The sequence below is a fragment of the Flavobacterium sp. genome, from assembly GCF_044376915.1.
Lineage (GTDB): Bacteria > Bacteroidota > Bacteroidia > Flavobacteriales > Flavobacteriaceae > Flavobacterium.
The window spans coordinates 1-21,067 of record NZ_JBILKB010000019.1 but is presented as its reverse complement, the minus strand read 5'-3'; the positions used below and the strand labels follow the sequence as shown (position 1 = coordinate 21,067).

The 21,067-nt window shown below is 35.8% G+C and carries 19 protein-coding genes and 1 tRNA gene; 5 read left to right on the top strand and 15 right to left on the bottom strand.

What is annotated here, in order from left to right:
* Positions 1-63 precede the first annotated feature (63 nt).
* From ACIQ6Z_RS03530 to ACIQ6Z_RS03515, 4 genes are all read left to right on the top strand, one after another.
* On the top strand, positions 64-1,203 hold the full coding sequence (locus ACIQ6Z_RS03530; RefSeq protein ID WP_396209554.1) for a 1-acyl-sn-glycerol-3-phosphate acyltransferase: 1,140 nt from the start codon (positions 64-66) through the stop codon (positions 1,201-1,203).
* Entirely contained in the window at positions 1,190-2,221 is a 1,032-nt protein-coding gene (locus ACIQ6Z_RS03525; protein ID WP_396209553.1) for an asparaginase, read from the top strand. Before ACIQ6Z_RS03530 ends, ACIQ6Z_RS03525 begins: the two co-directional genes overlap by 14 nt.
* A 56-nt stretch (positions 2,222-2,277) precedes the next feature.
* Positions 2,278-2,364, top strand: a tRNA-Ser gene (locus ACIQ6Z_RS03520).
* Positions 2,325-3,050, top strand: coding sequence for a porin family protein (locus tag ACIQ6Z_RS03515; RefSeq protein WP_396209552.1), 726 nt, complete (start codon positions 2,325-2,327; stop codon positions 3,048-3,050). Before ACIQ6Z_RS03520 ends, ACIQ6Z_RS03515 begins: the two co-directional genes overlap by 40 nt.
* Here the strand turns inward: ACIQ6Z_RS03515 and ACIQ6Z_RS03510 are convergent.
* From ACIQ6Z_RS03510 to pyrH, 7 genes are all read right to left on the bottom strand, one after another.
* Positions 3,045-3,656, bottom strand: a complete 612-nt coding sequence (locus ACIQ6Z_RS03510; RefSeq protein ID WP_396209551.1) for a hypothetical protein — start codon at positions 3,654-3,656, stop codon at positions 3,045-3,047. The genes ACIQ6Z_RS03515 and ACIQ6Z_RS03510 overlap by 6 nt on opposite strands.
* Before the next feature lies 1 nt (position 3,657).
* Entirely contained in the window at positions 3,658-5,127 is a 1,470-nt protein-coding gene (gene rpoN, locus ACIQ6Z_RS03505; RefSeq protein WP_396209550.1) for an RNA polymerase factor sigma-54, read from the bottom strand.
* A 56-nt stretch (positions 5,128-5,183) separates the two neighbouring features.
* Positions 5,184-6,620, bottom strand: a complete 1,437-nt coding sequence (gene asnS, locus ACIQ6Z_RS03500; protein ID WP_396209549.1) for an asparagine--tRNA ligase — start codon at positions 6,618-6,620, stop codon at positions 5,184-5,186.
* Positions 6,621-6,736: 116 nt separating this feature from the next.
* Positions 6,737-9,196 carry an RND family transporter gene (locus ACIQ6Z_RS03495; protein WP_396209548.1) on the bottom strand — a complete coding sequence of 820 codons (2,460 nt, stop codon included), beginning with the start codon at positions 9,194-9,196 and terminating at the stop codon, positions 6,737-6,739.
* Between the two features lie 77 nt (positions 9,197-9,273).
* Positions 9,274-11,757: a DUF5686 family protein gene (locus ACIQ6Z_RS03490; protein ID WP_396209547.1), complete on the bottom strand. Its 2,484-nt coding sequence runs from the start codon at positions 11,755-11,757 to the stop codon at positions 9,274-9,276.
* Positions 11,758-11,825: 68 nt separating this feature from the next.
* On the bottom strand, positions 11,826-12,389 hold the full coding sequence (gene frr / locus ACIQ6Z_RS03485) for a ribosome recycling factor (protein WP_396209546.1): 564 nt from the start codon (positions 12,387-12,389) through the stop codon (positions 11,826-11,828).
* Positions 12,390-12,459: 70 nt separating this feature from the next.
* Positions 12,460-13,167, bottom strand: coding sequence for a UMP kinase (gene pyrH / locus ACIQ6Z_RS03480; RefSeq protein ID WP_396209545.1), 708 nt, complete (start codon positions 13,165-13,167; stop codon positions 12,460-12,462).
* A 206-nt stretch (positions 13,168-13,373) separates the two neighbouring features.
* On the opposite strand from pyrH, the gene ACIQ6Z_RS03475 reads away from it, so the two are divergent.
* Complete coding sequence (locus tag ACIQ6Z_RS03475) at positions 13,374-13,973, top strand: thioredoxin family protein (protein ID WP_396209544.1); 600 nt, start codon at positions 13,374-13,376, stop codon at positions 13,971-13,973.
* 14 nt (positions 13,974-13,987) lie between these two features.
* Here ACIQ6Z_RS03475 and ACIQ6Z_RS03470 read toward each other — a convergent pair whose 3' ends face one another.
* The 8 genes from ACIQ6Z_RS03470 to ACIQ6Z_RS03435 all read right to left on the bottom strand — a co-directional run bounded on the left by ACIQ6Z_RS03470 (position 13,988) and on the right by ACIQ6Z_RS03435 (position 20,974).
* Entirely contained in the window at positions 13,988-14,605 is a 618-nt protein-coding gene (locus ACIQ6Z_RS03470) for a YiiX/YebB-like N1pC/P60 family cysteine hydrolase (RefSeq protein ID WP_396209543.1), read from the bottom strand.
* Entirely contained in the window at positions 14,606-15,166 is a 561-nt protein-coding gene (locus ACIQ6Z_RS03465; RefSeq protein WP_396209542.1) for a hypothetical protein, read from the bottom strand.
* The gene (gene truB / locus ACIQ6Z_RS03460; RefSeq protein ID WP_396209541.1) at positions 15,156-15,854 is read right to left on the bottom strand and encodes a tRNA pseudouridine(55) synthase TruB; all 699 of its coding nucleotides are present in this window, start codon (positions 15,852-15,854) and stop codon (positions 15,156-15,158) included. The genes ACIQ6Z_RS03465 and truB overlap by 11 nt, the downstream gene beginning before the upstream one ends.
* Entirely contained in the window at positions 15,854-16,639 is a 786-nt protein-coding gene (locus tag ACIQ6Z_RS03455; protein ID WP_396209540.1) for an undecaprenyl-diphosphate phosphatase, read from the bottom strand. The genes truB and ACIQ6Z_RS03455 overlap by 1 nt, the downstream gene beginning before the upstream one ends.
* A 53-nt stretch (positions 16,640-16,692) precedes the next feature.
* Positions 16,693-16,932, bottom strand: coding sequence for a DUF3098 domain-containing protein (locus tag ACIQ6Z_RS03450; protein WP_396209539.1), 240 nt, complete (start codon positions 16,930-16,932; stop codon positions 16,693-16,695).
* A gap of 44 nt (positions 16,933-16,976) precedes the next feature.
* Complete coding sequence (locus ACIQ6Z_RS03445) at positions 16,977-17,852, bottom strand: cell division protein FtsX (protein ID WP_396209538.1); 876 nt, start codon at positions 17,850-17,852, stop codon at positions 16,977-16,979.
* A gap of 79 nt (positions 17,853-17,931) precedes the next feature.
* Positions 17,932-20,376, bottom strand: a complete 2,445-nt coding sequence (locus ACIQ6Z_RS03440; RefSeq protein ID WP_396209537.1) for a bifunctional UDP-N-acetylmuramoyl-tripeptide:D-alanyl-D-alanine ligase/alanine racemase — start codon at positions 20,374-20,376, stop codon at positions 17,932-17,934.
* 1 nt (position 20,377) lies between these two features.
* On the bottom strand, positions 20,378-20,974 hold the full coding sequence (locus tag ACIQ6Z_RS03435) for a thymidine kinase (protein ID WP_396209536.1): 597 nt from the start codon (positions 20,972-20,974) through the stop codon (positions 20,378-20,380).
* Between the last annotated feature and the right edge of the window lie 93 nt (positions 20,975-21,067).

Here is a 21,067-nt window from a genome sequence, read left to right as displayed (position 1 = left end):
TTCAAAAATCGAAGGACAAGTCATAAAATTTTTGTTCATTTGTGAATTGTTTTCAAAATTAGTATGACAAAATTCGATTCGATACGTCCGTTTTACGATTCCGAAGTTAACGAAGCTTTAAAATCGCTTTTGCACCATCCGATGATGAAGGCGATGATGGATTTTACATTTCCAGAAATTGCAGAATCTACTTGGAAGGAACAACTAAGCAGAACCCATTCGATCCGGGATTTTCAAATTAATTTTGTGTACCAATCCATTCAACGCGTTTTAGAACGAAGTTCTGAAGGCTTAACTACTTCTGGATTTGATAAATTAGAGCCCAACACACCTTACCTTTTTATTTCAAACCACCGCGATATTATTTTAGATACTTCATTGTTAAATGTTTCGTTGTTTGATCACGGTCTTGTCATGACGGCTTCGGCTATTGGAGATAATTTAGTTCAAAAAGATTTCTTGTTGAAATTATCGAAACTCAACCGTAATTTTTTGGTCCTTCGAGGAGTATCGCCACGCGAACTGTTATTAAGCTCAAAGCTAATGGCAGAATACATGTACCAATTGTTGTCTAAGGAAAATCGTTCGGTATGGATAGCACAGCGTGAAGGAAGAACCAAAGACGGAAACGATGCAACCCATCAAGGGGTGTTAAAAATGATTGCCATGGCTTCAGATGAAGAAAATTGCATGGATTTTTTCAAAAAATTAAAAATTGTTCCGGTTTCGATTTCATATGAATACGATCCAACGGATGCATTAAAAATGCCCCAACTCATAGCGTTGTCAAAAGACGAAGTATATATTAAAGAGAAAAACGAAGATTTTATCACTTTATTGAGCGGTATTATCGGACAAAAAAAACGCATTCATATTCATGTAGGCGATATTTTAGAAAGTGAATATGATAAAATAAAAACCGAAAACGACAACAACAACAAGCAAATACAAGCATTGGCTCAGGTAATTGACGATTCTATTTTACAATCTTATAAATTATGGCCTACCAATTTCATAGCTTACGATATTTTGAATAGCACCTCAACTTTTGCGCATTTGTATGATGATAAAGAGCGACAGTTGTTTGAGCGTCGATTAGAAATGCGTATTGATGCTGAAAATGAAACTATGAAAGCAGGGTTTTTAGCCATGTATGCGAATCCAGTGGTGAACAAATTGAAATATACTCATGACATCGCCTAAAGCAAAAATACTGCTCATTTATACTGGTGGAACCATCGGAATGGTGAAGGATTTTACTTCAGGAGCCTTGATTGCATTTGATTTTAATGAATTGTTGAGCCGTATACCTGAAGTACAACTTTTAGATTGTACTATTGAAACCATTTCCTTTGAAACACCTATTGATTCTTCCAATATGAATCTTTCGGGTTGGTTGAAAATAGCCACTATCATACAAGAAAACTATACAAGATTTGATGGATTTGTTGTCTTGCACGGCTCTGATACCATGTCTTATAGTGCATCGGCCTTGAGTTTTATATTGGAAAATCTTGCAAAACCAGTAATTTTTACGGGTTCGCAATTGCCTATAGGTGATTTGCGCACCGATGCCAAAGAAAATTTAATTACTGCCATTCAAGTAGCAGCACTTCAAGAAAATAACCAACCTGTTATTCAAGAAGTATGTTTGTATTTTGAATATAAATTGTACCGAGGCAACAGAACTACTAAAATAAGTGCCGAACATTTTAATGCGTTTACCTCACCTAATTTTCCAGAACTTGCCGAGTCGGGTGTGCATTTACGGATTAATCGAGAAGCATTAAAAACGGTTCCAGCAGATCAAGCGCTTTCCGTTCATAAGAATTTTGACGATAATGTGGCGATTTTAAAATTGTTTCCTGGCATTAATGAAAAAGTATTGACCTCTTTTTTTGCTATTCCAAATCTAAAAGGAATTGTATTGGAAACCTATGGTTCAGGGAATGCCCCCACTGAAAATTGGTTTGTTACCGCTTTAGCGGAAGCCATAAATAAGGGCATTCACATTGTAAATGTTACCCAATGTAGCGGCGGTAGTGTGGCGATGGGCAATTATGAAACGAGTACGCAATTAAAAAACATTGGTGTTATATCTGGAAAAGACATAACTACAGAAGCGGCCATTACTAAATTAATGTATTTGCTTGGGCAGAATTGTCCTCAAAATAGTTTTAAAGACCAATTTGAAACGGCCATTCGAGGAGAAATGCTGTAATAATTGCTTTAAAATTTTCACAGCCGTTTTTTTTTTACTTATTTTACATAGAATTTAGAGAGGTGTCCGAGTGGTTGAAGGAGCAAGCCTGGAAAGTTTGTATATGGGTAACTGTATCGAGGGTTCGAATCCCTTCCTCTCTGCTGATTTTCAACGCATAGCACACATGAATAGAATTTGTTATCTATTTCTATTGGTATCGATCCTTGGTTTTTCACAAACCGAAGGGAATGCAGTCGATTCTTTATTTAGAGAAGATCAGATGTATGTTTCGGTGTCTTATAACTTATTGCAAAACAAACCCGATAATGCCAGTCAATATTCTTTTTCTACAGGATTTACGGCAGGGTTTTTCAGAGATTTTCCTTTTACTAAAAACAGACACTGGTCTATTGCTCCAGGATTGGGTTACGCTTATACGGATATCAAGCAGAACATAAACCCACAAGCCATTTCCTTGCCCACTATTGCAACCCTAGACGAAGTGAGAAGCAGTATTCAATTGCATTATTTGGAAGTGCCCATTGAAATCCGTTGGCGCAATGCGACTCCAGAAAGTCATAAATTTTGGCGCATCCATACGGGGATAAAAGCGAGTTATTTGTTAAATGGAAAACTCAATTATGAATCGGATACCCAAGGTAACAAGTCTGAAAATCTCAAAAATAGGTTGAATGATTGGCAATATGGAGTATATGTTTCTTTTGGATTCAATACTTGGAATCCCTATATCTATTATGGGTTACAACCAATCTTTGAAAAAAACAAAACAGCTGTTGAAAATAATTCTTCGGCCTTACACATTGGGCTGAAATTCTATATCCTATAACCAATAGGCCATTAGCGCTACTTGAGGAAGCATACCCAGAAGTATCCCAGCCACTAATTCAATGGGAGTATGCGCCTTTTTATACAATCTTGAAGAGGCTACACATCCCATAAAAAGAATGCACAACCCAATACTATATGTTAAAGACCCTTCATAATAGTTGCTCAAACCGAAAATAAAAGCCGTTAAAGCACTAATTCCCATCATGTGTAAGCTGGCTTTAAATTTAAATAAAACGGCAGCAAGCACTAACACGGCACTGAATAAGCCTCCAAGAAAGAAATAATATAGTTCGGTACAAACTTCTTGCGATATACTATACTTCACTAATAAAAATAATAGTATGGCTTGAATTGCAATTGGCATTTGTCGTTCTTTTAAACTGGCTTCGGTAAACGATTGCAACATCCCCAACGAGCGAAATAAAAAATACATTGACAACGGCAGCAAGAGCGTTACGATAACGACTTGAAGTAATGTTACATATATTTGAGGAGGGTAGTAGAAATTTTTCGCAATAGAAAAGAAAAATACCGTTCCGTAAAAGGAAATAAAGATGGGATGAAAAATATAGGAAAAAACAGGTAATATTTTTTTAGCGTCCATCTTATATTTTTTTTCGCAAGCGTGCTACTGGAATGTCTAATTGTTCTCTATATTTAGCAATGGTTCGACGCGCAATTGGATATCCTTTTTCTTTTAATATTTCGGCCAATTGATCATCGGGTAATGGTTTCTTTTTATCTTCCTCTGAAATGACCTGTTGAAGGATGTTTTTTATCTCTATGGTTGAAACTTCCTCTCCTTGATCATTGGTCATCGATTCACTGAAAAATTCTTTGATTAATTTGGTTCCATAAGGCGTGTCTACATATTTGCTATTGGCCACGCGAGAAATGGTAGAAATATCTAATCCCACTAGGTCGGCAATATCTTTTAGAATCATTGGGCGAAGTTTAGCTTCTTCTCCTTCCAAAAAATAGTCCCGCTGATAGTACATGATGGCATTCATGGTAACATATAGCGTTTCGTTTCGCTGTTTGATGGCATCAATAAACCATTTGGCAGAATCTAATTTTTGTTTGATAAATTGCACGGCTTCTTTTTGTGCTGTGGAACGATCGGCAGTGTCTTTGTAGCTTTGCAACATTTCCTGGTAATCTTTGGACACATGCAGTTCTGGGGCATTTCTTCCGTTCAATAGCAATTCCAATTCACCGTCTACAATTCGAATGGTAAAATCAGGAACAATGTGTTCGATCATTTTTTGATTGCCATCAAAACTACCTCCTGGTTTCGGATTTAGTTTTTCAATTTCATCAATTGCTTTTTTGAGTTGCTGTTGGGTTACATCAAATTTTTGCAACAATTTATCATAATGTTTCTTACTGAATGCTTCAAACTGTTGTTCGATAATATTGATGGCTAATGTAAGTCCCTCTGAGGGCGTTTTGTGTTTCAATTGAAGCAATAGGCATTCTTGCAAATCGCGTGCGCCTACGCCCACAGGTTCCAATTCTTGCACCAAATGCAAGATGCGTTCGACAGAGGCTTCATCGGTATAAATACCTTGTGTAAATGCTAAATCGTCTACGATATCTTGTGTGGTTCTTCGGATGTAACCCATATCGTCAATACTGCCCACTAAAAATTCGGCAATATCGCGTTCGTCTTCCCGTAAAATAAAAGTATTTAACTGATTGATTAAGTCTTGGTGAAAACTAACAGGCGCAGCAAATGGAGTCGATCGGTCATCGTCATCATCGCTGTAATTGTTGATTTGGTATTTATAATCTGGGGTTTCGTCGTTGCTTAAATATTCGTCGATGTTGATATCTTGAGTGTCGATTCTATCGTTGTCGAAATCATCATAATCATCATCATTGGTGTTTACTTCAAAATCATCTCGCTCATATTCTTCTTCTTTACTGTTTTCTTCTAAAGCTGGATTCTCCACTAATTCCTCTTGAAGACGCTGTTCAAAAGCTTGAGTAGGCAATTGAATCAACTTCATCAATTGAATTTGTTGCGGCGATAATTTTTGCGATAATTTGAACTGTAAACTGTGTTTTAACATTATATTTAGCTTTAAGCTTTATGCATTATGCTTTGAGCCTAATGCCTATTGCATTATTAAAACTCTGCGTTCTGTGGCGTTCTTGGAAACGGTATTACATCTCTAATGTTGGTCATTCCTGTTACAAAAAGCACCAAACGTTCAAATCCTAATCCAAATCCTGAGTGTACGGCAGATCCAAATTTTCGGGTATCCAAATACCACCACAATTCCTCCTCGTCGATACTTAAGGCTTTCATTTTTTCTACTAACACGTCATAGCGTTCTTCTCTTTGCGAACCGCCGACAATTTCTCCAATTCCTGGGAATAAGATATCCATGGCTCGCACCGTTTTCCCGTCTTCATTTAAACGCATATAAAACGCTTTTATTTTTGCAGGATAATCAAATAATATTACCGGACATTTGAAGTGTTTTTCCACTAAAAAGCGTTCGTGCTCACTCTGTAAATCTGCACCCCACTCGTTAATAATGTATTGGAATTTTTTCTTTTTATTGGGAGTTGAATCTTTTAAAATATCAATAGCTTCGGTATAAGAAACGCGTTTGAAGTTGTTTTCTAAAACGAAGTTTAATTTTTCTAACAACGCCATTTCGCTTCGATCGGCTTGTGGTTTAGCTTTTTCTTCTTCGAGAAGTCGGCCTTCTAAAAATTTCAAGTCGTCCCCACATTTATCAACGGTATATTTGATGACATATTTGATGAAGTCTTCGGCTAAATCCATGTTGTCGGCCAAATCATTAAAAGCCACTTCGGGCTCAATCATCCAAAATTCGGCCAAGTGACGTGAGGTGTTGGAATTCTCCGCACGGAACGTAGGACCGAACGTATAAATTTGACCCAATGCCATTGCAAAAGTTTCGCCCTCTAATTGTCCCGAAACCGTAAGATTGGTTTGTTTGCCGAAAAAGTCTTCTTTGTAGTTGATGGCTCCGTCTTCTGTTCTGGGTGCAGATCCATCTATAGGTAGTGCTGTAACTTGAAACATTTCGCCGGCTCCTTCTGCATCTGATCCAGTAATGATAGGAGTATTCACATAGAAAAAACCATTTTCTTGAAAGTATTGGTGCACCGCAAAAGAGAGGGTTGAACGCACACGCATTACAGCTCCAAAAGTATTTGTTCTCACTCGTAAATGCGCATTTTCGCGAAGAAATTCTAACGAGTGTTTTTTGGGTTGCATGGGAAACTTTTCGGCATCGCTATCACCTAAAATTTCTAATTTAGTCACTTGAATCTCTACTTGTTGTCCCGCACCGCGACTTTCAGCCAAGGTACCGGTTACACAAATAGCGGCTCCTGTTGTAATTCTTTTTAAGGTTTCATCTGCGGTGTTTTCAAAATCCACAACGCATTGAATATTATGTAGCGTTGAACCATCGTTCAATGCAATAAATTGATTGTTTCTAAATGTTCTAACCCAACCTTTAGCCGTTACTTCATGTAGTTTTTTCGAACTGTTTAAAAGGTCAATTATTTTTGAATGTTTCATTTCCAAATTTATTTATGTGCAAACCTACATAAAATTTCAATATTATATAAGGCTTTCAAGTTTATAATGTTGGTTCTTTGTGTCCTTTGGCAAAGATAACACGAAAGAAAAATATACTATTTCTCGTTTGAATTTTCTGCTTCAAAATTTTCTTCGGAAAATCCGTTTATTTTAATATTATCGACTGCACCAACTTCTTCATCACTTAATATATTGATAGTTGGTTCAACAAATTCTTGCTGATTGGTTAATTTTTTATTCAGGGTCAATACTAGTGAAGGCAATAAGACCAAATTTGATAACATGCCAAACAATAAAGTGATCGAAACCAAACCACCTAAAGCAATGGTCCCTCCAAAACTAGACAACATAAATACCGAAAATCCTGAAAACAATACTACCGAAGTATAGAACATACTTAACCCCGATTCGTTAATGGTTGCAAAAACAGATTTTTTAATTTTCCAATTGTTACGTGTTAAGGCTTGGCGGTATTCTGCTAAGAAACGTATGGTGTCGTCAACAGATAGTCCAAAGGCAATTCCAAACACTAAAATAGTTGATGGTTTTAAAGGAATATTAAAATAGCCCATAATACCAGCCGTCATTAATAAAGGCAATAAATTGGGCAGTAAAGCCACCAAGATCATTTTAACCGAACGAAACATAAAGGCAATTAATAAAGCCGTTATAAATACCGACAACAATAAAGACTGCAGTAAGTTGTCTAATAAATATTTAGTTCCTTTTTGAAACACTACAGCTTTTCCTGTGATGGAAACGGCATACAGTTCTTTTGGAAATAGTTCGTTGATTTTGCGCTGCAATTTTGCTTCAATTGCATCTAAATTATTGATGCCTTCATCTTTAATAAAAGTAGTAATTCGCGTGTATTGACCGGTTGCATCAACATAACTTTTCATTACATTGTCTTTGCTGTTTTTTATCGAATTTTTGGCAAACGATAATATAAAAGCTTGTTCTTGCGAAGAAGGTAATTCGTAATATTCAGGATTATTATTATAATAAGCTTGTTTAGAATACTTGACCAAATTTACTATAGAAATAGGCTTTGATAATTCAGGTATCGAATCAATCGCTTGTTGCAACTCATCCATTCTTTTTAAGGTTGCTAATTTCATGACCCCTTTTTTCTTTTTGGTATCAATTAGTATTTCAATAGGCATAACGCCATCAAATTCCTTTTCAAAAAACACAATATCATCATAGAAGGCTGCTTTTTTTGGCATGTCTTCAATTAAACTTCCTGAAATTCGCATTTTGAAAATCCCTAAAGTGCCCGAAGTTAGCAGTACGATTACCACAACATACACTACAGTTCTTCTGTTTTTTATGGTCTTTTGCACCCAGTTTAAAAAACGAACAGCATAGCTTCGTTCCAAATGATCCAAATGGCGTTCTTTGGGAATAGACATGTAACTGTAGGCCACCGGTATTACAAAAAGACATAAAAAGAACAAGGCAATAATGTTCATTGAAGTGACTACACCAAATTCTTTTAACAGCTCATTATTGGTCACAATAAACGTTGCAAACCCAAACGAAGTAGTTAGATTGGTAATCAAGGTGGGTGTTCCTACTTTTGTGATTACACGAACTAATGCTTTAGCTTGATTGCCATGTATTCTACATTCTTGATGGTACTTATTGGTTAAGAAAATACAATTTGGAATTCCAATAACGATCATTAATGTGGGGACTAACGCGGTTAGTACGGTAATTTCATAACGCAGTAATCCTAAAAATCCAAACGACCACATAACGCCTACAATGACAATACACATAGAAATTAATGTTGTTCGGAAGGATCTAAAAAAGAAAAAGAAAATCAAAGAAGTTATCCCCAATGCCGCTCCAATAAAGAGACTAATTTCGCTAATGATATATTCAGAATTGAGCGATCGAATATAAGGCATGCCCGAAACGTGCAAATCTACTTTTGTTTCTTTTTCAAAAGTTTCAATGGCTGGGATAATTTTAAATAATACTAAATTTTTGCGTTTGGGGGTATTTACTATTTTTTTATCTAAATAAATAGCAGATCGAATAATTCCCGAATGATTGAATAATAGCCCTTCATAAAAAGGCATTTGTGTTAGTAATTCGTTCTTTATTTTATTTAAATAAGCAGCATTTTTTGTTTTTAAAGGATCAACTAAAGTAGTCAATTCAAAGGAAGAGAGGCTGTCGTTTTTTTGTAATTTTTTTAAGTCGTTGAGCGAAATAATTCCGTCGACTTCTGGATTTTTTTTAAGTTGACGCATCAACTTCTCCCAAGCTGCATAAATTTTTGGTGTAAAAATTTGTTGGCCCTGAATACCAATTACGATAAGGTTCCCTTCCTCGCCAAATTTTTCTAAAAAAGCATTGTATTCTATATTCGCTTTTTCAGTCGCAGGTAACAGATTGGCTTCAGTGTTTGTAAATTTTATATACTTCCATTGCGAAGCCATAAAAAGGGTAAATAGCGCAACGACTGCTAATAAGCCAATTCTGTTTCGTAAAATTTTGCTGGCGATAAAATCCCAAAAATTGGTGTTGAACCACTTTAACATCTCTCAAAAATTAAGTGGCAAAGGTAGGTATTCTTGCTTAATTAATTGGACTTCCGATGGCATAAATTATGGAATAATTATATCCCTAAATCCAACAGAAAAGAAATTTTCAAAGCGATGTTATCTTCAAAATGAGCTAATTGATAGGGGCCGTATCGATAAAAGGCCACTAAGCCAAATCCTTTGAAAAGTTTATTGCATTCAACACCACTTTCAAAAAATCCTTGTTCCATGGTTTTGTAGGCGATTCCGAGGTGTTGGGTAGCTTGGTTATTGGAGCCAAATGCCATACGTGTAACTACTGTAAATTCAGGGTTGATTTTTGGGGCCAATAGTATTTTGTTAAAGGTGTGTTTTAGTTGTAATGAAATGTATTTATTTGAGAAAAATTCGTTGAAATACATGGTTTCAAAACTGTTCTTTCCAGAAAATGTAATCCGTTGCAATACAGCATCTCGATTCAGATTATTAGGCTGTATGCTATATAAATGTGTAATTGGAACTGCTCCAAAAGCAATTCCGGTTTGTATTAACAATGAGCTTTTTTGTCCCGATAAGTAGGGTAGTTCATAATAGGTTTTAAAATCGATCTTCGAAAATTCAAAATCATTACCCAAAACGTTCGGCAAGGTTTGGGTATATTGTATTGAAAATTTGGGATGGCGTTTTTCAATTTCAATTTTACCAACCGGAGTTTGCATATAATTGCTAAATGGATTCCATTGGAAACCGAGTTGTAGTGAAGTGATGGAATAATCGGCATAGGAAATACCCTTGTGAACGAATGTATAATCAAATAACGGTTTAATTTGGCTTTTTGAAATGGCAAAATAACCAGCAGTTTTAGGTAAAATTTTGCTTTCTACAAAAACAGAAGTATTCTTATTGTTGTAGAATGTGGTAATATTTAATGGGCGTGGGTCGTAAATTTTAAAACGTCGTGTATCTGTAGCAAAATTGGTTTGGGCAATTTCTGTAATATCATTAGAATAAGATGCACTTATCCATGTTTCTGATGTTTGATGAGCCAAATAGGAGGGTGTTATGCCATACTTTGTTTCCATATCTTTTAATCCGTAAGCGCCATAAAAGGCAATTTTGTATCGGGATGCAAAGCGATTGTTGGTTACACCACCGATACCCAATCGAAAACCTTCATAATGATTGTATTTAATAACACTTCGAAGATCAATATCGATTACAGAAACTGGAAAATAACCGTTAATTATTTTTCGCCCTAGAAAAATTTTATCTTCAATTTTTCCCGAAAGCGATAAACTATCAATGGTAGTATAGGTTTTTATTTTTCTTTGGTCTAAGGTGTCTTTTGTAAATGTTGTCCAATAATCCAATGATTTTTTTAAACTCGTTGCCGGTACTTCAATTTTGACTTTAGGTTTAGAATGTTGTATTGGCTGATTAATTTTAACATCAAAAGGAGTAGACTCGAGATATAAATACGCTTGATCGGTTGCGTTTTTTCTTTCGCTGAAGTCGAGTGATGAAGTAAATTTTATAGTGCCGCCCAATAAATTAATGTCCTCATAATTTGTGCCTTTTTGTACTTTAATATATCGTTTTTCTGGAAACCAAAGTCCGGCATCTTTCAAATACGTGAACGTATACGTTGCCTGAATGTTGACTACGCCATAAATTCGATAGTAGGCTTTTGAAATGGCATGTGTTTCAGTATCAATATACAATAAGCCTCGAAGTTTATTTCCATTGAATTTTTTGGGTTGGAAATAGATTCGAAACGCCTTACGTCCTGCAATGGAAACCGTATCAATTAGTTTATAAGAATACAGTCGTCTTCCGTAGTTTGAAATGGGATTTTGAACAGGAATTTCGAGTATTTCAAACGGATTTTCATATACAGAATAGGAGACCAATTTTAACCCCAAGTATTCATACAATGGTTGATCAAAACCAGCCATTCGAGTAGCTAAAATTGTTTCTTTACTTTTATTATCGGCAAACGCAATTAAATTTACCTTTTCAGTTTGGTACAAATGTTGTTTTTCAACCACCTTTTTGAATTTATAATTGGTGGAGTCCAATTTTATTCGGGGTTTTCTAAACCATTTGTTTTTGAAGATTGTATCTATATTTGATGAAATACTATCCGGATTTGCTGTTACTTGAAGATATTCATAATTTTTATACTCAAAGCTCGAAAGCACTTTTGTAGGGTCGTTATTTTTTTTATTTTCAATAACCTTTTTTATGATATTATTTACTTGAATTTCAGAGTATATTTCTGTCCTTTTACGGCTTAAATCAAGGATTAATTTAATGGTTATTATCTTACTTAAACCATCAGGATAGGCTATTTTTTCGTGATAACCTGGGTAATTTATTTTTATGGGGAGTTTAGGATCTTCGACTGTCAAATTAAATTTCCCCTCCCAATCGGCACTTATGACAGCTTTATTATAAGAAATCAAAGCAAAAGCGATGGGAACCTTACTGTCAAAATCAACAACTTGCCCTTTGATGTTGGTTTGCGCTATCAAACTTGAAGAAAAAAGAAAACACAATAAAGACCAAAAATAGTTCATGAGCATTTTTCTATAGATTACAAAGATATTTAAAATAAAAAATCCCGAGTGTGAATCGGGATTTAAATTTATACTTTCATAATTTCAGCTTCTTTAATAGCTAAAATATCGTCAATTTTCTTAATAAAAGAATCCGTTAATTTTTGAACGTCTTCCTCAGCTTTTTTACAGATATCTTCCGCGGTACCGTCTTTTTCTTCTTTTTTAATGTCGGAATTGGCATCTTTTCTGTGATTTCTAATTCCAATTTTTGCTTCTTCTGCTTCTGCCTTGGCTTGTTTTACTAAGTCGCGTCTTCTTTCTTCAGTCAACGCTGGAATATTGATAATAATATTATCACCATTGTTCATCGGATTTAAACCTAAGTTGGCAATCATGATGGCCTTTTCAATAGGATGCAACATGTTTTTTTCCCAAGGCGTAACGGTAAGTGTTCTGGCGTCTGCAGCATTGATATTGGCTACTTGTGATAATGGGGTTTGCGAACCGTAATAATCTACAAAAACACCACCCAGCATTTGAGGGGAAGCTTTGCCCGCTCTAATGTTTAAAAATTCTTTTTCTAAATGGGCAACAGAACCCAACATTGCTTCTTTAGCACTTTCTAAAATAAAGTTAATTTCTTCTGTCATTTTTTTGTTTCAAAATTAAGGTTTCAGGTTTCAAGTTAACAACATTAACAAGAGGCAACAAGTAACAAAATTATATAGTTACCGTTGTTCCAATAGTATCTCCGTTACATACTTTCAATAGATTACCAGCTTTATTCATGTCAAATACAATAATTGGTAATTTATTTTCTTGACTCAATGTAAAAGCGGTTGTATCCATTACATTCAATCCTTTTGCCAAAACATCTTCAAATGAAATGTAATCAAATTTAACGGCATCTGCATTTTTTTCAGGATCCGATGTATATACACCGTCTACACGAGTACCTTTTAATATTACATCTGCACTCACTTCAATACCTCTTAATACAGCTGCAGTGTCGGTTGTAAAATAAGGATTTCCTGTCCCCGCACCAAAGATAACAATACGACCCTTCTCGAGATGACGCGTTGCTTTTCTTTTGATATAGGGTTCGGCTATAGCCTCAATTTTCAACGCCGTTTGTAAACGCGTTTGCATTCCTGCTTCTTCCAAGGCACCTTGTAATGCCATACCATTAATTACGGTAGCCAGCATTCCCATGTAATCTCCTTGTACTCTATCCATTCCATTGCTTGCGCCTGAGACTCCTCTAAAAATATTACCTCCACCAATAACGATAGCGATTTCTACTCCTTTATCATGTATCTGTTTGATCTCTGTGGCATACTCTGCTAATCGTTGTGGATCGATACCATATTGTCGATCTCCCATTAAAGCTTCGCCGCTTAATTTCAGAAGAATTCTTTTGTACTTCATTAGAATGTATAATTTTGTTGTGCAAATATAGTTAATTCGTTTTTTCCTAAAAAAAATGTAAGCAACATTTATTCGAACAAATTTGTAATTCACATACATGCACGATAAAGCGTCTGTATTATTTCAATTGTAGTTGCGCTTGTGTAACATATCTTACCAAGCTTTTCCGAAAATTACGCTATTTTTGTAGCATTAAAACAAAGAAAATGATAGCAATAATTCAAAACGCATTACAAAATAGTTTTTCCTATGCCGAATACCGAAAATTAGCATCGGATCTTGTTGCACAAGAGAAGCCAACAGGACATGATCTTTCGGAAGCATTAGCGCATTATGCCGAGTTGAACGAAACCCGAATGAATCGTTTGGAGAAAACCATTACCCTAACCGATGCAGTCATTCAAACGCTACAAAACAGTTCTAAAAATGTTATTTGGTTGGTATTAGCTGAAAGCTGGTGCGGAGATGCGGCACAAATTTTGCCGGTTTTAAATAAAATGAGTGAGGCATCAAATACCATCCAACTTAATATTGTATTGCGAGATGATCATGACGCTCTTATGCAGCTGTTTCTAACCAACGGCGCAAAGTCCATTCCAAAATTAATCATTTTAGACGCTCAAACATTAAATGTAGTTGCCGATTGGGGTCCTCGTCCTCTAGGGGCTAAACAATTGATTGAAGAATACAAAGCCACTCACGGAGTAGTGGATGAAACTGGAAAAATTGAATTGCAAAAATGGTATTTACACGATAAAGGCATATCCATTCAGCAAGAAATTTCGGAAATCATGCGTCAATTCTAAATGCCTTTTTGGTTTTAATTTACCGTTCCAATAATCTTCAATTTATCAGAAGTTGAAATGCCTCCCGGATTACAACCGGGTTTGCCTTCCGGAATTTCCATATGTAATTTTTTGTAATATTCGGCCCATACCTCAAAGAATTCGTTTGATTTTGGGGATTTGAAAGTCATGGGAAATAATTCAAAAAATGGTTTTTTATTTGCATGTAAGAAAGCGTCATATAGCAATTCCGAACAATAGTATTTTCCATTATTGTACACATATTCTTCATCATATGGTACACCAATTTGTTGCAAAGCAAAAGCAATGGCTTCTGGAATAAGCGCTCGGTATTTTTGTTTTAATCGGCCCACAAACATTTTTTCAGTGGTGTAAGTTTTGAAGGTTTCGAAAGGCGTTATTTTGACTTCGGTACCTGCTGCTTCAATAACATAAATGGAATCATTTTTAAGGTATACCAATCCCAAATGACTAAAATCGCGTCCTTGATACCCTGATGTCACTTCATTAATCGCCTCGCAAAGTGGTCCACAATTCATGGATTGAAAAAGAAGATCTCCTGATTTAAGGGTTAGTTTTTGTGAAAAACCCGCAAAAGAAACGAAAAGAAGGAAGGTGAGTAATTTTTTCATTTAAAAGGATAGTAATTCAAATCCAACACTGATGCTTCCTTGAGGTGTATTATGAAGTTGAAAGCCATAGGAAGTAATTTCTAGAAAAAGCTGCAAATCGGAAGCTTCTAGATTAAATTTTACGCGTTTATACATGCCGGATAAATCGCCTCTTCCAATGGCAAAAGAACGGCCAATTCCCACATCGATACCCACTCGTGTTTCTTCGCCAATTTTTGGCATGATGCGCCAATTAGAAAATACTGGTGCAACAATTAATTTTTCCGATAATCTCATTCCAATTCCTGTATGTGCACTCCATCCGAGCCATTTGTTTAGGTGAATACCGTAACCAAAAGAACAGTTGATACCTTCGGGGACAAACCAACTATTATTTACACTGCCGTCGGGAAAAACTTCGCCTCTATTTTTGTTTCCTTGTAAAGGAACAGAAAGTTCAAATTGTGTAAAAGTAATCTTAGTCTCTGGTTTTATATCAGCCGAATCATTTATGGTGGTTTCAACTTGTGCAAAAGACCAATGGATTAGGAACAGGCTAAAAAGTAACAATTTAGATTTCATCGTGCATTAATTTTTCAAATTCTACAGGTGTTACTGCATTGATAACGCTGTAATCGCCAATTTTATTGCGTCTTAATGCCGATAAGTGCCCACCCGATTGTAGGGCTAAGCCAAAATCATAAGCAACAGATCGAATGTAAGTCCCCTTGCTACATGTGATTCTAAAATCGACTTCGGGTAATTGAATGCGTGTAATTTGAAATTCGAAAATGGTTGTTTTTCTCGTTTGTATTTCGACTTCTTCCCCTGCACGTGCATGTTCATAAAGTCGTTTACCGTCTTTTTTTATAGCCGAAAAAACCGGAGGTTTTTGGTCAATTTCGCCAATAAACTGTTGGGTCGCTTCAAAAATCAATTCTTCCGTAAGATGTTCGGTTGTGAAATGAGCGTTTATTTCGGTTTCTAAATCATAAGATGGGGTAGTCGCTCCTAATACTATAGTTCCAGTGTATTCTTTGGCTTGCGCTTGAATTTCGGTAATTTTTTTAGTGAATTTACCTGTACAAATGATGAGTAAACCCGTTGCGAGCGGATCCAAGGTTCCCGCGTGTCCAATTTTAAATTTCTTGGGTAAATCAAACTTACGTTTTAAGAGGTACTTCAATTTGTTTACCGCCTGAAACGAACTCCATGTAAGCGGTTTGTCTATTAGAATTACGCTTCCCGCTAAAATTTCTTCAGACGTCATTAGATAATAGTTAATTTTTGAATGAAGAAGTGCACAACTAAGATCACTATACCTGCCAGTATTCTATAATAACCAAAAATCCTAAAGCCATTTTTTGTCAAATAACCAATAAACGATTTGATGGCAATGAGTGCAACGAGAAAACCAACAATATTTCCTATGATAAGCAGATTGATTTGATCCTCAGAAAGCACAAAACCAGCTTTATAATAATCGTAGGATTTTTTTAAGGTTGCGCCTAACATGGTAGGAATGGCTAAGAAAAATGAAAATTCGGCAGCAGTTGTTCGCGATATTTTTTGTGTCATCCCACCTACAATGCTAGCACCACTTCTTGAAACACCTGGAATCATAGCCAGACATTGAAACAACCCAATTTTAAATGCCGTACGATAGGATATTTCTGTTCCTTCGGATGCACCAAACCAATCATCTACTTTTAGCAATAGCATTCCGCCCACGATGAGTGAAACGGCAACTGTTATTGGATTTTCTAGTAATCCATCAATGAAATCTCCTAGTAGCAATCCAAAAATTACGGCCGGGATAAAGGCTACAACTAATTTAAAATAAAAATCAAGGGTTTGGAAAAAGCGTTTAAAGTATAATACAATAACAGAAAGTATGGTTCCTAATTGGATTACAATGGTAAAAAGTTTGGTAAAGTCGTCCTGAGCAATCCCAAAAAAGGAAGAAGCAACAATCATGTGTCCTGTTGAAGAAACAGGTAAAAACTCAGTGATTCCCTCAATAATAGCCAGGACAATAGCTTGTAGTGTATTCATTTTGTGTGATTAGTGATTAGCGACTAATGAATAGTACTATTCGTGATATCCAATTACGAATTCTTAGGGTTTTTTAAGATCGAATAAATCGTAATTCCGAAACCAAGTAACACTAAAGCTGGTGCTAAGCGGATGCGTCTAAAACTAAAAATCTCTTCATTAAAAACCGAAGGATCTTCACTGCCCCCGCCACTCATTAATAAGAAACCTAGTGCAATAACGGCTAATCCAACCCATAAAATTTTGTAATTGATGGTGTCAAAAAGAAATTCAGATTTGTTATTTTTTTCCATTTTGTATAGTTTAATTTGGCAAAACTTTACAGCTTCGCAAAATATTAATAGAGATCATCTGTTTTTAAGTTTAAGAATCGTTGTGTAGCAAAATAGGTGCTAATGGAAGTAATAATTGTTCCAATTACTAATATACCAATGATCACTATTGCGATGGCGGTATAATCTTTTGCAATACCTAGGCTTGGGAATAAGCCGTCTACATAAACCACTACCCCCATCAATCCGATGACGGCTAACGCCGCACCAATTAATCCTAATTTAATACTAGTCCAAATGAACGGTTTTCGGATGAATGATTTTGTAGCGCCCACCATTTGCATGGTTTTGATCGTAAATCGATGCGAATATACCGAAAGACGCAAAGAACTATTGATCAATAACATTGCCACAACGGTTAAGACACCACTCACTACTAAAATCCAAAAACTAATTTCTTTGACATTATTGTTTACTAGATCGACCAACTCTTTGTCGTAAATGATTTCAGTAACCATTTCATTTTTTCGAAACGATCGTTCTATTTTTTTGATGCTTGCAGCGTTAACATAATCGCCTTTTAAATGAATGTCAAACGAATTTTGTAAAGGATTAAATCCTAAAAATTCCATGAAATCTTTTCCTACAATATCTACATTGTTTTTGGCAGCACTATCTTTGTGTACGAAGGCATAATCTTTTATAAAATTGGCATTTTTTAATTCCAAATCAAAAGAACTTATGACACTATCGGTTGCTTCGTTGTTAAAGAATACCGTCATGGGTATATTCTCTTTAAAATCATCCGAAATCTTCTTTGAGTTAATCACAAATAATCCCAAGGTTCCTAGCAGGAATAACACTAAAAAAATACTTAATACTACTGAGAAATAGGAAGAAATTAATCTTCGCTTGTTGTAATTTTCAAATGATGATGCCATAAAATTGTATTTAAGCCGTAAAAATAGTAAAGAAATTTTGTTTAACTAGAATATCCGTACAAAGATTTAACAATAGCTACTAATTTTTATAAAAGACGCGTTTTACCCGTTGCGAAATTCCGGTTAATATCTCATACGAAATGGTGTGCATGGCTGTTGCCATTTCTGTAACTGTTGGTGCGGCACCAAAAACAATTACTTCATCGCCTTCTTTACAAGAAATATTGGTCACATCTATCATCATCATGTCCATGCAAATTGCGCCTAAAATAGTTGCTTTTTGATTTTGTATCGTTACATAGCCTTTTTGATTTCCCCAAGCTCTACTAATGCCATCGGCATAACCAATAGGTAAAGTAGCTACTCGAATGGTTTTTTCTACCATGAATCGTCGGCTATAGCCAATACTTTCTCCCGGTTCTAGTGTTCGCAGTTGTGAAATGACGGTTTTAAGAGTGCTTACATTTTCCAAACCATTTCGTTCGGTCTCAGAATTTGCCATGCCATACAGTCCGATGCCTAAACGCACCATTTCCAGTTGTTTTTCGGGGTAATTGAAAATGCCCGACGTATTCAAGATATGACGCATAGGCTGCTGTGGAATGACCTTTTCGATTTCAGAAAATAAGGTTTCAAATCGTTGGAATTGCACTTGAGTAAAGGCCTCAAAATTCCGGTCATCACTTGCAGCTAAATGCGTAAAGACACTTTTTACTTTGACAAAATTGTTGTTTTTTAGCAACGCACACAACGCACTCATAGCATCCGATTCAAATCCCAAACGGTGCATGCCGGTATCCAATTTAATATGAATAGGATACTGCGAAATATTCTGTTCCTGTGCTGTTTTTAAAAAAGCGTGTAGGCCATGAATCGAATAAATTTCGGGTTCTAAATTATAGGCAATCATAGCACTAAAACTGCTGTTTTCAGGATTTAATACCATAATAGGCGTTGTAATACCAGCGTTTCGCAATGCAATGCCTTCATCGGCAAACGCCACACCCAGATAATCTACTTTGTGATGTTCTAATAATTTGGCAATTTCATAACCTCCATTTCCATACCCAAACGCTTTCACCATCACCATAATTTTGGTTTGTGGTTGCAATTTGGATTTATAAAAATTTAAGTTGTGACTAATGGCATCGAGGTTGATTTCGAGAACAGTTTCGTGGTTTTTTTCTTCTAATACTACAACAATTTCGTGAAAATTAAAGCCGCGCGCCCCTTTTACTAATACGGTTTCATTTTGAAACGACTGCAGGTTAAATTGTTGTAAAAAATCCTGAGTATTGGTAAACGAAATGACATTGGGCATTTTATTTAAGTAATGTCCAATGGTTTCTCCAATCGTAATTATTCGTTGAATTTTGTGTCGGGAAAGGAGTTGTTTTACTTGGTCATACAAAACATCTGTTGAAATCCCACTCGAAAAAATATCGGAGAGTATAACCGTTTTTTTATCGTGCAGTTTTTGCTGTTCTAAAAAATCCAAGGCAATTTTCAAAGAAGGATAATCTAACGAATAACTGTCGTCAATTACCGTACAATTTTGAATTCCTTTCTTGGTTTGCAGTCGCAATTCTACAGGATATAATTCGGCCAATCGCTTTTGAATATATGCGACATCTTCACCTATGAAGAGCATAAAATTTACACAACTAATGGCGTTTTCAATAGAATGTTCATCAACAAATGGCACTTGTGTATGGCAGATGACATCTTTGTAGTTGAACGTTAATTCAGTACCGTTTTCTTTCTTTTTTTGTGTGACAAAAACCGCAGCACTCTGGTCTTCAAAACTCCAGGTTTGTTTGTGACAGCCAATCGGCAATAAGGCTTCAATGGCTGTGTTCTTTTTTAAAAAAACAGCGGAGCAATGCGTAAAAAGTTTGATTTTTTCGGCTATTTTGGTTTCACGATTGGAAAATCCTTCATCGTGTGCTACGCCAATATTGGTTAAAATACCATAGGTTGGTTGTATGATGGACTCTAAATGTTCCATTTCTTCAGGCAATGAAATGCCTGCTTCAAAAATACCAAAATCGTACTGGCTTTCTATGGCTAAAATGGAGAGTGGAACGCCCACTTGTGAATTATAACTTTTGGGATTCCGAACAATCAAATGTTTCGGACTTAATAAAAAATTCAACCATTCTTTTACTACCGTTTTTCCATTACTACCAGTAATTCCAATGAATGGGAAATCGAAGGTTTTGCGATATCCTCTTGCCAATTGTTGCAAAGCCAATACAGAATTTTCAACCACAATAAAGGTTGCTTTGTCTTTTACAATTTCTGGAATATGTTCTACCACAAAATGGCAGACGCCCCTTGCTATTAAATCTTCAAGGTAACGATGGGCATCATGGTTTTGACCCTTAATTGCAAAAAACAAGGTGTCTTTTCCGTTTTGTAGCGATCGGCTATCAATGGAAATATGTTGTGGCGAAAAACCAGCGGCATCACCGTGTAAAACGCCATTGCAAAAAGTGGTAATATGGGAAAGATTGAGGTTCAAATTATTCTTTTTCTTCTTTGTGTTCGCGAATAGCATTAAAATAAGCAGCTCTACTGAGCGGTTCATATTCTTCAGTCTCGCCCAACATTACTAATTTTTCATCCTTTGATTTTCTAAAACTATAATGGGCTAAATTTCCAGTGCGTGTGCAAACAGCATGTACTTTGGTAACATATTCGGCTGTAGCCATTAACGCAGGCATGGGTCCGAACGGATTTCCTTTAAAATCCATGTCTAATCCTGCTACAATTACTCGAATTCCCGAATTGGCTAAATCATTACAAACGGCAACAATTTCTTCGTCAAAAAACTGGGCTTCATCGATACCAATTACGTCGCAACCTTGCGCTAATATTCGAATATTTTCAGCCACAGGAACAGGAGTAGAGCGAATTTCGTTTTTGTTGTGAGAAACGACCATTTCGTTGTCATAGCGGGTATCCACAGACGGTTTGAAAATTTCCACTTTTTGTTTGGCAAATTGAGCACGTTTTAATCGGCGAATCAACTCTTCTGTTTTACCAGAAAACATCGAACCACAAATTACTTCAATCCAACCAAATTGCTCTTGTTGATTTACAGTATTTTCGAGAAACATTTTGTATCTTTCGTACGTTAAAAAATTATTTTCTGCTACATTTGTAAGCAAAACAAAAATATTAAAAAAGTATCGATATATTCAATTCCATTT

What these genes read in the sequence shown, in the direction of transcription:
- ACIQ6Z_RS03510 (WP_396209551.1), bottom strand. Translation starts at nt 3,656, where the DNA reads ATGGACGCTAAAAAAATATTACCTGTTTTTTCCTATATTTTTCATCCC.
- ACIQ6Z_RS03445 (WP_396209538.1), bottom strand. Translation starts at nt 17,852, where the DNA reads ATGGCATCATCATTTGAAAATTACAACAAGCGAAGATTAATTTCTTCC.
- ACIQ6Z_RS03490 (WP_396209547.1), bottom strand. Translation starts at nt 11,757, where the DNA reads ATGAACTATTTTTGGTCTTTATTGTGTTTTCTTTTTTCTTCAAGTTTG.
- ACIQ6Z_RS03465 (WP_396209542.1), bottom strand. Translation starts at nt 15,166, where the DNA reads ATGAAATCTAAATTGTTACTTTTTAGCCTGTTCCTAATCCATTGGTCT.
- ACIQ6Z_RS03495 (WP_396209548.1), bottom strand. Translation starts at nt 9,196, where the DNA reads ATGTTAAAGTGGTTCAACACCAATTTTTGGGATTTTATCGCCAGCAAA.
- ACIQ6Z_RS03525 (WP_396209553.1), top strand. Translation starts at nt 1,190, where the DNA reads ATGACATCGCCTAAAGCAAAAATACTGCTCATTTATACTGGTGGAACC.
- rpoN (WP_396209550.1), bottom strand. Translation starts at nt 5,127, where the DNA reads ATGTTAAAACACAGTTTACAGTTCAAATTATCGCAAAAATTATCGCCG.
- truB (WP_396209541.1), bottom strand. Translation starts at nt 15,854, where the DNA reads ATGACGTCTGAAGAAATTTTAGCGGGAAGCGTAATTCTAATAGACAAA.
- ACIQ6Z_RS03450 (WP_396209539.1), bottom strand. Translation starts at nt 16,932, where the DNA reads ATGGAAAAAAATAACAAATCTGAATTTCTTTTTGACACCATCAATTAC.
- frr (WP_396209546.1), bottom strand. Translation starts at nt 12,389, where the DNA reads ATGACAGAAGAAATTAACTTTATTTTAGAAAGTGCTAAAGAAGCAATG.
- ACIQ6Z_RS03530 (WP_396209554.1), top strand. Translation starts at nt 64, where the DNA reads ATGACAAAATTCGATTCGATACGTCCGTTTTACGATTCCGAAGTTAAC.
- pyrH (WP_396209545.1), bottom strand. Translation starts at nt 13,167, where the DNA reads ATGAAGTACAAAAGAATTCTTCTGAAATTAAGCGGCGAAGCTTTAATG.
- ACIQ6Z_RS03515 (WP_396209552.1), top strand. Translation starts at nt 2,325, where the DNA reads ATGGGTAACTGTATCGAGGGTTCGAATCCCTTCCTCTCTGCTGATTTT.
- ACIQ6Z_RS03470 (WP_396209543.1), bottom strand. Translation starts at nt 14,605, where the DNA reads ATGAAAAAATTACTCACCTTCCTTCTTTTCGTTTCTTTTGCGGGTTTT.
- ACIQ6Z_RS03455 (WP_396209540.1), bottom strand. Translation starts at nt 16,639, where the DNA reads ATGAATACACTACAAGCTATTGTCCTGGCTATTATTGAGGGAATCACT.
- asnS (WP_396209549.1), bottom strand. Translation starts at nt 6,620, where the DNA reads ATGAAACATTCAAAAATAATTGACCTTTTAAACAGTTCGAAAAAACTA.
- ACIQ6Z_RS03475 (WP_396209544.1), top strand. Translation starts at nt 13,374, where the DNA reads ATGATAGCAATAATTCAAAACGCATTACAAAATAGTTTTTCCTATGCC.
- ACIQ6Z_RS03435 (WP_396209536.1), bottom strand. Translation starts at nt 20,974, where the DNA reads ATGTTTCTCGAAAATACTGTAAATCAACAAGAGCAATTTGGTTGGATT.